Below are 11,314 nucleotides of genomic sequence, written 5' to 3'. Positions count from 1 at the left end.
CTGTTCCCGGGCAAACAGGTCAAGGCCAGCGGCTGGTGTAATGTCTGGGCCGCTCGCGGCTGAGGTCGTTCCGAAGGCCGGAGCCTGCTTGCTCCGGCCGTCCCTCTGTACTTTCCTGCTTCAACTCGCCCCACTTCAACTCGCTTACCGGGTATAACCAGCCCACCCGCTCGTTACCCTACGAATTTGCTTTTGCGTTACCATAGTCCGCTCGGTCAACACCAAAAAAGAGCGATATTATGCTGACAACAGAACCCAATCCGGTCTACCGCCCCAACCCCGAACGCTACCAGAACATGCCCTACCCGCGCTGCGGGCGCAGTGGAGTGCGGTTATCGGCCCTGTCTCTGGGCCTGTGGCAGAATTTTGGCGGCGTGGACTCACTGAGCAATGCCCGAGCCATGGTTCAGCGGGCGTTCGACCTGGGCATCACCCACTTCGATCTGGCCAACAACTATGGCCCCCCCTACGGTTCCGCAGAAACCACGTTTGGCCAGATCATGAAGCAGGACCTGGCGCCCTATCGCGACGAACTGATCATTTCCAGTAAGGCCGGCTATGACATGTGGCCCGGGCCCTACGGAATCGGCGGCTCGCGCAAGTACCTGATCGCCAGTTGCGATCAGAGCCTGAAGCGTACCGGCCTGGAGTACTTTGATATTTTCTACTCCCACTGTATGGACCCGGACACCCCACTTGAGGAGACCATGGGTGCCCTGGACACCATTGTCCGCTCCGGTCGAGCCCTCTATGCTGGTATCTCCAACTATTCGCCGGAGAAGACCCGTGAAGCGGTGGCCATCCTGAAATCCCTGGGCACCCCGCTGCTGATTCACCAGCCGCGCTACAACATGCTCGACCGCTGGATTGAAGACGGCCTGACCGATGTGCTCAAACACGAGGGCGTTGGCTCTATCGTGTTCTCACCGCTGTCTCAGGGAATGCTCACCGACAAATACCTGAACGGCATCCCCGAGGGCTCGCGGGCCTCGCGCAGCGAACAGATTTACTTCAGTGAGGACGACATCAGCGCCGAGAACCTGAGCAAGGTCCAGGCACTCAACGAGGTGGCGCAGGCCCGAGGCCAGTCCCTGGCCCAGTTGGCGTTGGCCTGGGTGTTGAACAACGACGCCGTGACCAGTGCCATCATTGGCGCCAGTCGGCCCGAGCAGATTGAAAACTCGGTGGCGGCTCTGGACAACCTGGAACTCTCCGATGACGAACTAACCACCATTGAGGGCATTCTGGGCGCCTGAGACAGTGTACCCCTCACTCCCCACACAGCCGCTGGCCCAGCCAGCGGCTGATTACCGGAATCTGCTCCGCACAGACACCATGCTCCACCGAGTAGCGCTCATAGCGGACCGGATAGCCCCAGGTTTCAAGCTGCACCTCCGCGCGCTCCCCCAACACCTCAGGCACCACCGGATCGTGGACACCATGCTGAATCAGTACCGGAAGGGTCTGGTTGGCCGGCGCCCGCACCAGTGAGTCCGCTGTGGCCAGATAAGACGATAGAACCAACAGCCCTCCCAGCCGTTGTTCATAGCTGAGCGCCGCTTCATAGGCCACCGCACCGCCCTGGGAAAAGCCGGCGAGCACAATGCGCTCGGCCGCAATGCCACGCTCCAACTCCCGCTCAATCAGGCGATGGACGTCGCCCGCCGACGCCTTCAGCGTTTCGACATCCACTTTCCGGTCGATGCTCATTTCACGAATATCGTACCAGGCACGCATGACCATGCCGCCGTTGATGGTCACCGGTATCTGCGGCGCGTGGGGAAATACAAACCGGGTATGACACGAATCCGGCAGCTGCAGTTGCGGGACCAGCGGCGCGAAATCATTACCGTCGGCCCCCAGTCCATGCAGCCAGATGACCGCGCTGTTGGCGGGCGCGTTGGGTTCAATTTCCACACAGGGTAAATAGCTCATAAAACAGTTCCTGATTCTTTGACGGCGCAGGGTTTCAGACAAAGCGCCTAGTGTACCCCGTCACTAATACTGTGACATTCAGCGGGCCGGAAAGGGGCTAGCCGCAAGGCATGCCTTGCAGGGAAGGGTGGCTCCCTTTCCAAAAGGCATAACGCGGCGGATGGCCCCTTTCCGGCCCGCCCGCAGGGAGCGGGCCTAAATCGCCAGGGCGTCGTTGCGTCCCTTGCAAAGGGAACCACCCTTCACTGCGGAACGCGTCTAGCCCTGACGTTTTAGGCTCGCTCTGAATGTCACAGTATTAGTGACGGGGTACACTAGTATACGCGTCTGGCAAAAACAGAATAAGCCCTACCCACACGCCGCCAAATCCCGCTACACTCAGGGTAACCATGGATAACAAGGAATACACAATTTTATGACTCATTCTCAGCAGCCGTATCAGGGGTCCGTATTGGACCACTCGCAGAGAAAGTACCAGACCATTGATGCCGTCGTGTCCCCGGTGGGGCCACTGAAGGTGCTATCCAAAGTGGAAATGGCCAAACTCCTGGACGCCAGTCAGAGCGGCCTGTATTCCCTGTTTCGCAGCTGCGCCCTCGCGGTACTGAACAGCGGCAACTACATGGATGACGGCAAGGAGTTGCTGGAGCGCTACAAGAATTTTTCCATCCGTGTGCTGCAGGAAGAGCGGGGCATAAAACTTGATATCAAAGGGGCGCCGGCCAGCGCATTTGTCGACGGGAAGATGATTCGCGGGATTACCGAGCACCTGTTTGCCGTATTGCGCGATGTACTCTACGCCAGCGCGGAGATTCAGAATAATCCAAAGTTCGACCTGGACACCCAGGAGGGCACCACCGATGCCGTGTTCCATATGTTACGCAACGCCATGGCGCTGCAATCCGGCGTGGAACCCAAGCTGATCGTGTGCTGGGGCGGCCACTCCATCAGTCGCGAGGAGTATGATTACACCAAGGAGGTGGGCTACCAGATGGGCCTGCGCGGGTTGGATATCTGCACCGGCTGCGGACCTGGTGCGATGAAGGGCCCCATGAAGGGCGCCAATATCGGTCATGCCAAGCAGCGCATCAAGGCCGGCCGTTACTTGGGTATTACCGAGCCGGGCATTATCGCGGCCGAAGCGCCCAATCCCATGGTCAATGAGCTGGTCATTCTTCCCGATATCGAAAAGCGTCTGGAGGCCTTCGTTCGCTCTGGCCACGGCATCGTGGTATTTCCGGGCGGCGCAGGTACGGCGGAAGAAATCCTGTATTTGCTGGGGATTCTGTTGCACCCGGACAATCGTGACATTCCCTTTCCGGTCATATTTACAGGACCGGAAGACTCGGCCGCCTACTTCGAGCGCATCCATGAGTTCATTGGCACCACCCTGGGAGAAGAGGCCCAGCAACGCTACCAGATTATTGTGGATGATCCGCCTAAAGTCGCCCGGGAGATGCTTGAGGGCGTCAAGCATGTGCGCGAGTTCCGCCGGCACACCGATGACGCCTTTTATTTCAACTGGCAACTGAAAATTGATCCGGACTTCCAGCGTCCTTTCGTGCCCAACCACGAGAACATGCGCTCACTGGCGTTGCATAAAAATCAGGCCCCCCACGAACTGGCGGCCAATTTGCGGCGGGTCTTTTCCGGCATCGTCGCCGGCAATGTGAAGGATGAAGGCATCCGCGCGATTGAGCAACACGGGCATTTTGAAATTCACGGCGACCCGGAGGTGATGCTCCCGGTGGACGAACTGCTGGCCTCCTTCGTGGCGCAAAACCGTATGAAACTGCCGGGACGGACCTATCGCCCCTGTTACCGGATCATCTGATTACGCCGCCGATTGCCGTCGCGTGTCCGAAAGAGCCGCCGCAAACCATGGTCAATGTCTCACAAACATTGCCGACGATGGCGACTATCGCCAGAGCGGGTGATTCGAGAGAATACTCATCAACAGGGAGGTACACAGTGACGTGACGTCGACCAGGAAGGGTCAAGGGAAGCGCCTATTTTCACCGGGCCGGGAGGGCTCGGGACAGGACGTCAGGGATATCGGCGCGGAGCGCCGGCCAGGGAGCGCTCTTCGAGCGTCAAGGGAGCTTGCTCAGGACGAGCCGGACGGGGGTCAGTGCCATGCACTGACCCCCGTTTTTATGATGCCTCGAAAGACAATCAACCCGGCTGTCTGTCGCTGCTTTGCCTACTGAAAATTGTCCTGCAGGTACTGGCGAGCAAGACGGGCCGCATCGCTGGTACCCGAGGCAACATCCTGCAGCAGCTGCTGGGCTCGTTGCTCATCACCTTGCTGATGGTAAACGCGGCCCAGCTTGTACTGGGCATCGGCACGTTTTCGATCGTCCGGAAACTCGCGCAACAGTTTTTCAAACCACTCCTGTGCAGCATCCAGATCCTCGTTCAGCAGGTAGATCTCACCCAGCCAGTAATGGCTGTTGCCAGCGAAATTACCTTGGGGATAGGCGTCGAGGTAAGCGTTGAACGCCTCGATGGACTGCTCGATTTCCCGATCGCGTAACAGCTGGTAAGCGTCGCGATACATCTGGGTTTCAGACACCCGATCACCGGTTTCACCTGACTCACCGGAGCTGCCACTGCCCAAGCTGGCCCCCGGGTTGCCACCACCGGAGCGACTCAGCTCGCCGATTCGGCGGTCCAGGTCGAGGTAGTCGTCCATTCGCTGCTGCTTCAAACGCTGAATTTCGTGCGCCTGCTCTTCCACCAGGCCGCGCAACTCCAGTACTTCCTGCTGCAGTGCCTGAAACTGATAAAACAGCTCCGCCTGCATGTTGGAGGCACCTTGGGCATCACCGGAATTGGCAGACTGATTGTTGCCCAGCGGCTGAGACTCAACCACCCGGACCTGAGCTTGCAGTACCGGCGCCGCCACGGCGATCACGGTGAACGCTGTGGCGGTTATCAAGGTCTTCATCATGACTCTCAGTATTTGATCTCAACGCGACGGTTCTTCTCCCAGGCGCTGGCATTGCTGCCCATGGCCAGGGGACGCTCTTCACCGTAACTGACCACTTCCAGGTCGCTGCGACGCACACCCTGCAGTACCAGGAAGTCACGCACGGCGTTGGCACGACGCTCACCCAGGGCCATGTTGTACTCGCGCGAACCGCGCTCGTCGGCATGCCCTTCCAGACGAACATCTGCCGGAGACTCTTTCAGGCGCTCGGCGTGGGCCAGCAACAAGGCACGGGCTTCCGGCTTGAGGGTCGCCTGGTCGAAGTCGAAGTAAATAATGGTGTCCAGCTCTTCCATGTCGTCGCTGTCTCCGGAACGTGAGCTGACGCCGTCACGGTCCGAGGTGCCGGTGGTCACACCGCTGCCGGCCTGGCCATCTGCGCCCATGGCACTATCGCTGTCATCGGTGGTGTCGGTGCTCGAACAACCGGCCAGAAACGCCAGTACAAACGCCAGACTCAAACCCTGCTTTTTTACGTTGGTCATCATGTGTGACTCCATCATCAGTTGTTGATCTTCTCAAGTCCGCCCGATGGGCGGTTTACAAACCAGCTTACGACTCCCACATCCTAGTCGAAATAGGGCGACCAGGCGGGTTCTCGCACATCCCCTTGCTCGGAAGGCAGAAAATAGCGTGTTCCGGCGTCCAGCGACACTACCGCCAAGACACCTTTATCGTTGCGACGCGTCGCATAAATCAGCATAGCACCATTTGGCGCAATGCTGGGTGATTCATCCAGGTACGTCTCTGTCAGGATGCGCAGCGTTCCGGTCTCAAGATCCTGTGCGGCAATGTGGAACACATCATTGCGCTGGTGCACCATCACCATGGTGCGACCGTCCTGGGAGATGCGCCCCCTGGCGTTGTAATCACCCTCGAAGGTTAAGCGTTCCACACGACCATTGGCAAGCGTTACCTGGTAAATCTGGGGTTTTCCACCCCGATTAGAGGTAAAAATAATGCCTTTTCCATCGGCAGTCCAGCTCGGCTCGGTGTCGATGGCAAAATGTTGGGTCATGCGGGTGAAATTTCCCGAGTCAATATCCAGAGTGTAGATTTCCGGGTTGCCGTCCTTCGACAGGGTCAGAGCCAGCTTCTTGCCGTCCGGCGACCAGGCCGGCGCACCATTGAGCCCCTGGAAGTCCGTCAGTTGCTCTCTTTCCCCAGTAGCGAGGTTTTGCACAAAGATGGCCGGACGAGTGGTTTCAAACGACACATAGGCCACCCGGCGTCCATCGGGGGACCATACCGGCGACAGAATGGGCTGGTCGGACTCGAGCAACATGGTCGGACGGGCACCATCGGCATCGGCGCGCATCAGGCGAAAGGTATCGTTGACCTCTCCTCCCTGGGTTCGATTGCGCAGTACCTCGACGTAGATCACTTCGGTGGAAAACGCCCCGGGAATCCCGGTCAAGGACTCGTAGACACGATCACTGATCGCATGGGCAATATCCCGCAACTGTCGTTCAGAGCCCTCGACAATCTGTTTGCTGAGGATTTTGCGCTGGTTGAGCACGTCGTAGAGGTCATAATGCACCTGATAAAGGCCTGAGACGTTCTCAACCCGCCCGACAATCAGATATTCGGCGTCCAGCACCCGCCAGTCGCGGAAGTGCACATCCTGCTCCCGGTGCGGGAAGGACAGCATGTCTTCCCGGGCTATCGGAGCAAATTGCCCGCTACGACGCAGGTTATCTTCAATGATACGGCTGATGTCCTCCGGCAGGCCGGGACCACCGACTATTTCCAGAGGCGCCACCGCAATCCGGGTCGGGTTGTCCACCCCGCGGGTGATTTCAATCGTCAGCTGCGCCTGGGCTCCCAAACACAGCGCCCACAAAACGACCAATGCCAGACACTGTCTCACAATCTCAAATCCTCTGGTTTAAACACCAGCCGCAACTGGCGAAATTGACTTTCAAACACGTGGGAAGGCATCCCCTGAATCTCCTCGAAGCGATCGATACGCTTGACCGCCTGCTCTGCCGAGCGGTCAAAAGCACTGTTCCCGCTGCTCTCCACGACCGTAACGTTGACCACCTGCCCCGTGGGCACCAGTTGAATCTCCAGTACACACTGCATACCCATGCGGGCAGACGGCGGCCGGCTCCAGTTGTTTTCGATGCGCTGCGCCATGACATCGACGTAGCTCTGAGCCACTTCCTGGGCCTGTTGTTCCTCAAAAAATTCGGCTTCTTCCGCCAGGGCGCGGTCCAGTTGCTGCTGACGCTCCAGCTGCTCGCGTTCGGCCTGTAGCTCCTGCTCCCGGCGCCGTTGCTCGGCGGCTTCCCGCTCTTTACGTCGGCGTTCAGCCTCCTGGCGCTCCTTTTCCGCCTGCGCCCGCTGTTCTTGCTCGCGCTTTTCTCGCTGTGCCTGCGCCCTACGAGCCTCTTCCTGCTGGCGGCGACGTTCGGCCTCCTGGCGCTCACGCTCCTGTTGGCGCTGGCGCATATCAATCACTTTCTGTTGCGCCGCTTGCTGTTCCGCCTGACGCTGACTCTTGGGCGTATACTCAACCACCTTGGCCTGAACCACACGGGGCCGCTGTACATCACGCGGCTCCGGGCGTGCGTCCCAGGTCGAAAACACCAGAGCGAACACCAGAGCGTGCAGCGAGAGGCTGATCAACAGGGGAAGTGTATAAGCCTTCAGGGTCATAAATCTGTGATCACTGTGGCGGTTCGGTGACAAGCCCCACCGAGGGAGCCCCGGCACTTTGCAGCTCGGTCATCAGTTGCACGACCAAGCCGTAGCCCACTTCCTGATCGCCCCATACCAGCACGGGGGTTTCGGGTTTCTGGCGCAGCACCTTCCCGACCGTTTCCTTGATCTCCGCGAGCGGGCGCGCCTGCTCCTGATCCCCGCCCAGGTTGATGTAGTAGGTGCCGTCCTTTTTGATGGACACGATCAACGGCTCTACGTCATCGTCTTCCAGCGGCTCGGAGGGCGCCTGAGGTAATTCGACCTGAACGCCCTGCATCAGCAGCGGCGCGGTCACCATAAACACAATGAGCAGCACCAACATCACATCGATGTAGGGCACCACGTTGATTTCAGCCAGAGGCTTCTTTTTGGGTTTACGCCCAAACGGAGACATGTCGGCAACCTCGCTTGATCAGGATGAAACCTGTTTGCTGTGGACCTGCCGATGCAGGATGGCCGAAAACTCTTCCGCGAAGGTATGGTAATAATTGAGCATGGCCTCGGCGCGAGCCGAATAGCGGTTGTACGCCAGTACCGCGGGAATCGCCGCAAACAGCCCCATGGCGGTAGCCACCAGTGCCTCGGCAATGCCCGGTGCGACCGTGGCGAGGGTCGCCTGATGGACGTTGGCCAGGCCCCGGAATGAATTCATGATGCCCCACACAGTGCCGAACAGTCCGATATAGGGACTGACCGAGGCGACACTGGCCAGAAATGGCAGGTGCAGCTCCAGCTTTTCTTCCTCGCGGGAAAGCGCCACGCGCATGGCCCGCTGGCTGCCTTCCATCACCGCTTCGGAGCTGGCTCCGCTCTGCTGACGCAGGCGAGTGAACTCCTTGAAGCCGGCCCGGAAAATATTCTCGGCCCCCTCAGCGGTTTTACCATTGCCCTGACGGTACAACTGGTTGAGGTCAATGCCGGACCAGAACTGCCGTTCAAATCCATGAAACAGGCCACGAGCCTTACGCAGGTACAACCCCCGCTGGACGATCATGACCCAGGAGATGACAGAGGCGAGAAACAGGAGCAGCATGACAAACTGAACCAGCAGACTGGCTTCAGCCACCAGGCTCCAGATGGACATGTTATTTTCTTGAGGCATAAGATCATCAGCTCTCAGTAGTGGATGCGATTTTTTTCTGCATTTCCGTTGGAATCGGACGCGGGCGGAAACTCTCACCGCACACGCAGGCAATCCGGATTAGACCGTCACACAACAGTTCGTTCCCTCGCCAGACGGACTGGTGAAAAACCACGTTGGTGCGCGCCAGTTTCTCGATCCGCGCGGTCACGCGCAACGCGTCATCGAGTCGGGCGGAGCGATGGTACTGCACCTCGGCCTTGTGTACGACCAACAGCAGACCGTCATCCAGAATGGCCGGCTTATCATACCCTAACTGGCGCAGAAATTCGGTTCGACAACGCTCCATGAACTTTAAATAGTTCACGTAGTAGACAATCCCTCCGGCATCGGTGTCTTCGATGTAGACCCTGACCGGCAAGGAAAATTCACCCGCCAAGGCTGACTCTGAGACCTCCGTCTCACTCCGGCTTGAAATCAGGCTCATAGTGTCAGTCACTCTCCCTGAGGCGCTTTGGTAAATCCACTCCGAAGTGCAGATAGGCATTGGCGGTGAGAATACGGCCGCGAGGCGTGCGTGCCATGAACCCCTGTTGGATCAGGTAGGGCTCAATCACGTCCTCGATGGTGCCCCGCTCTTCACTGATGGCGGCAGCCAGGCTTTCAATACCCACCGGGCCACCATCAAAGTTGTCCATCAGCGCCAGCAGCAGGCGGCGGTCCATATGATCAAAACCACGCTCGTCCACTTTGAGCATATTCAGGGCCAGATCGGCCATTTCCGAGGTCACCACACCGTCGCCACGCATCTCTGCGTAATCGCGTACCCGACGTAACAGGCGGTTGGCCACCCGAGGGGTGCCTCGCGCCCGCTTGGCCACTTCGACCGCACCGGACTCTTCCATATTGACCCCGATCAGCTCCGCCGCTCGCAGCACAATGCGGGTCAGATCCGCTACGGAGTAGAACTCCAGGCGCTGGACAATGCCAAATCGGTCCCGCAACGGCGAGGTCAACAGGCCGGCCCGGGTGGTTGCCCCCACCAGGGTAAACGGCGGCAGATCCAGTTTGATGGAGCGGGCCGCAGGCCCTTCACCAATCATGATATCGAGCTGAAAGTCCTCCATGGCCGGGTAGAGAATTTCCTCCACCACCGGGCTCAGGCGATGAATTTCGTCGATAAAGAGTACATCGCCGGGCTCCAGATTGGTCATCAGCGCGGCCAGATCACCGGCCTTTTCCAACACCGGGCCGGAGGTGCTTTTCAGGGAGACCCCCATCTCGGTGGCGATGATATTGGCGAGGGTGGTCTTACCCAGGCCCGGCGGGCCGAACACTAGGGTGTGATCCAGCGCTTCACCCCGTTTCTGGGCCGCGCCGATAAATATTTCCATCTGCTCGCGCACGGCGGGCTGGCCAATGTAGTCGGCCAGCGCCTTGGGGCGCACGGCGCGGTCGATCACGTCTTCGCGCTCGCGAGGTGCCGCATCAATCAGGCGATCGGTTTCAATCATGGGAACTACTCAGTGGTCACAATCCGGAGCACAGTCTATCAGACCGGACGGGAGGGGCTCTATTGAGGCTTAATTTGTGGCCAAGTGCCGGTAAACCTTTGCGGGACACGCCGTAAATACCTCCCTGTAGGCTCGGTTGCCGCTATCCCTGCGGCAAACGGTCCCGCAAAGGTTCACCGGCACTCGGTTATGTTTTCGTCCTAAACGCTGAGGGCTATTTTTCTATACGCTGAGGGCTCATTATCTATACGCTGAGGGCTCTTAACGCCAGGCGGATCAGTTCCTGGCTGCCGGCGGCCGGGTCCTGTTTGGCGGCGGCGCTGATCATGCGGGCGGCTTCGGCGGGCTTGTAACCCAGGGCAATCAACGCGCTTTCGGCCTCTTCCTGATGATCGTCTCTGGAGGTCTCCGGTTCAGGCAGCAGGTCTCCGGCCAAGTCTTCCCGGGGCAGTTCCCAGCCTTTGAGGCGATCGCGCAGCTCGATGACCAGCCGCTCAGCGGTTTTTTTGCCGACTCCCGGCACTTTGGTCAGGGCGGAGACTTTGTCTTCCCGCACGCAGCGGGCGATGTCGTCGGCTTCCATGCCCGAGAGGATGGCGATGGCCATTTTGGGGCCGACGCCGTTGACTTTGATCAGGGTGCGAAACAGGCTCCGGTCCCGCTGGTCGGCGAAGGCGAACAGTTGGTGGGCGCTTTCGCTGATGGCCAGGTGGGTGTGGAGCGTGACGTCGGCTCCCAGTTCGGGCAGCCGGTAGAAGGTAGTCATGGGCGCCTGAACTTCGTACCCCACGCCCTGTACGTCTATCAGTAGGTGAGGCGGTTGTTTTTCGAGCAATGTGCCGCGTAAGCGTCCGATCATACTTTACCCCGGTGCATTCGTGTAACTCGTAGGGCGGATAAGGGCGAAAGCCCGCATCCGCCATCCTGTGTCTATTCTGATCTGTTGCTGAATCAACAAGTCTGGTCCGCTACCGGGCAGAGCCCGCCGTGCCCAGAAGGTCGGATTCTCCAGCCAGTCCGGCCCGCTACGGGGTAACCCCTTCGTGAACCCGCCGTGAACCCATCCATGGGGGCTTCTCATCGGCA

At 59.1% G+C, this 11,314-nt stretch carries 13 protein-coding genes; 3 read left to right on the top strand and 10 right to left on the bottom strand.

Going from position 1 to position 11,314, the window contains the following annotated elements; translation table 11 throughout:
• Together B3187_RS17470 and mgrA are read left to right on the top strand one after the other, a co-directional pair.
• Positions 1-63 (top strand): high-potential iron-sulfur protein, encoded by a 63-nt coding sequence (locus B3187_RS17470; protein WP_349678203.1) that lies wholly within the window; start codon positions 1-3, stop codon positions 61-63.
• Positions 64-239: 176 nt separating this feature from the next.
• Positions 240-1,256, top strand: a complete 1,017-nt coding sequence (gene mgrA, locus B3187_RS12860; protein ID WP_286806878.1) for an L-glyceraldehyde 3-phosphate reductase — start codon at positions 240-242, stop codon at positions 1,254-1,256.
• A gap of 13 nt (positions 1,257-1,269) precedes the next feature.
• On the opposite strand, the gene B3187_RS12855 is transcribed toward mgrA, so the two are convergent.
• Positions 1,270-1,935, bottom strand: a complete 666-nt coding sequence (locus B3187_RS12855) for an alpha/beta hydrolase (RefSeq protein WP_286806877.1) — start codon at positions 1,933-1,935, stop codon at positions 1,270-1,272.
• Between the two features lie 415 nt (positions 1,936-2,350).
• Between B3187_RS12855 and ppnN the strand changes: the two genes are divergently transcribed.
• Positions 2,351-3,769, top strand: a complete 1,419-nt coding sequence (ppnN, locus tag B3187_RS12850) for a nucleotide 5'-monophosphate nucleosidase PpnN (RefSeq protein WP_123636971.1) — start codon at positions 2,351-2,353, stop codon at positions 3,767-3,769.
• 369 nt (positions 3,770-4,138) lie between these two features.
• On the opposite strand, the gene B3187_RS12845 is transcribed toward ppnN, so the two are convergent.
• The 9 genes from B3187_RS12845 to ruvA form a co-directional block, all read right to left on the bottom strand.
• Positions 4,139-4,885 carry a YbgF trimerization domain-containing protein gene (locus B3187_RS12845; protein ID WP_123638816.1) on the bottom strand — a complete coding sequence of 249 codons (747 nt, stop codon included), beginning with the start codon at positions 4,883-4,885 and terminating at the stop codon, positions 4,139-4,141.
• Positions 4,886-4,893: 8 nt separating this feature from the next.
• A complete protein-coding gene (pal, locus tag B3187_RS12840; RefSeq protein ID WP_123638815.1) occupies positions 4,894-5,412 on the bottom strand; it encodes a peptidoglycan-associated lipoprotein Pal in 519 nt (172 codons plus the stop codon).
• An 83-nt stretch (positions 5,413-5,495) separates the two neighbouring features.
• Positions 5,496-6,800, bottom strand: a complete 1,305-nt coding sequence (gene tolB / locus B3187_RS12835; protein WP_123636970.1) for a Tol-Pal system beta propeller repeat protein TolB — start codon at positions 6,798-6,800, stop codon at positions 5,496-5,498.
• Positions 6,794-7,588, bottom strand: coding sequence for a cell envelope integrity protein TolA (gene tolA, locus B3187_RS12830; protein ID WP_123636969.1), 795 nt, complete (start codon positions 7,586-7,588; stop codon positions 6,794-6,796). The genes tolB and tolA overlap by 7 nt, the downstream gene beginning before the upstream one ends.
• Before the next feature lie 10 nt (positions 7,589-7,598).
• Positions 7,599-8,027 carry a protein TolR gene (gene tolR / locus B3187_RS12825; RefSeq protein ID WP_024459687.1) on the bottom strand — a complete coding sequence of 143 codons (429 nt, stop codon included), beginning with the start codon at positions 8,025-8,027 and terminating at the stop codon, positions 7,599-7,601.
• Positions 8,028-8,045: 18 nt separating this feature from the next.
• Positions 8,046-8,717 carry a protein TolQ gene (gene tolQ, locus B3187_RS12820; protein ID WP_414673700.1) on the bottom strand — a complete coding sequence of 224 codons (672 nt, stop codon included), beginning with the start codon at positions 8,715-8,717 and terminating at the stop codon, positions 8,046-8,048.
• Positions 8,718-8,742: 25 nt separating this feature from the next.
• A complete protein-coding gene (ybgC, locus tag B3187_RS12815) occupies positions 8,743-9,201 on the bottom strand; it encodes a tol-pal system-associated acyl-CoA thioesterase (RefSeq protein ID WP_123636967.1) in 459 nt (152 codons plus the stop codon).
• Between the two features lie 4 nt (positions 9,202-9,205).
• Entirely contained in the window at positions 9,206-10,228 is a 1,023-nt protein-coding gene (ruvB, locus tag B3187_RS12810; RefSeq protein WP_024459684.1) for a Holliday junction branch migration DNA helicase RuvB, read from the bottom strand.
• Positions 10,229-10,472: 244 nt separating this feature from the next.
• Entirely contained in the window at positions 10,473-11,087 is a 615-nt protein-coding gene (gene ruvA, locus B3187_RS12805) for a Holliday junction branch migration protein RuvA (protein WP_286806875.1), read from the bottom strand.
• Between the last annotated feature and the right edge of the window lie 227 nt (positions 11,088-11,314).

Origin of the sequence: Marinimicrobium sp. UBA4209 (assembly GCF_002381585.1) — a bacterium.
Classification (GTDB): domain Bacteria; phylum Pseudomonadota; class Gammaproteobacteria; order Pseudomonadales; family Cellvibrionaceae; genus Marinimicrobium; species Marinimicrobium koreense.
This window is presented reverse-complemented; position numbering and strand designations above follow the sequence as displayed.

Coding starts and splice junctions, on each gene's coding strand:
- mgrA (WP_286806878.1), top strand. CDS start 240: ATGCTGACAACAGAACCCAATCCGGTCTACCGCCCCAACCCCGAACGC.
- B3187_RS12855 (WP_286806877.1), bottom strand. CDS start 1,935: ATGAGCTATTTACCCTGTGTGGAAATTGAACCCAACGCGCCCGCCAAC.
- ppnN (WP_123636971.1), top strand. CDS start 2,351: ATGACTCATTCTCAGCAGCCGTATCAGGGGTCCGTATTGGACCACTCG.
- B3187_RS12845 (WP_123638816.1), bottom strand. CDS start 4,885: ATGAAGACCTTGATAACCGCCACAGCGTTCACCGTGATCGCCGTGGCG.
- pal (WP_123638815.1), bottom strand. CDS start 5,412: ATGACCAACGTAAAAAAGCAGGGTTTGAGTCTGGCGTTTGTACTGGCG.
- tolA (WP_123636969.1), bottom strand. CDS start 7,588: ATGACCCTGAAGGCTTATACACTTCCCCTGTTGATCAGCCTCTCGCTG.
- tolR (WP_024459687.1), bottom strand. CDS start 8,027: ATGTCTCCGTTTGGGCGTAAACCCAAAAAGAAGCCTCTGGCTGAAATC.
- tolQ (WP_414673700.1), bottom strand. CDS start 8,717: ATGTCCATCTGGAGCCTGGTGGCTGAAGCCAGTCTGCTGGTTCAGTTT.
- ybgC (WP_123636967.1), bottom strand. CDS start 9,201: ATGAGCCTGATTTCAAGCCGGAGTGAGACGGAGGTCTCAGAGTCAGCC.
- ruvB (WP_024459684.1), bottom strand. CDS start 10,228: ATGATTGAAACCGATCGCCTGATTGATGCGGCACCTCGCGAGCGCGAA.
- ruvA (WP_286806875.1), bottom strand. CDS start 11,087: ATGATCGGACGCTTACGCGGCACATTGCTCGAAAAACAACCGCCTCAC.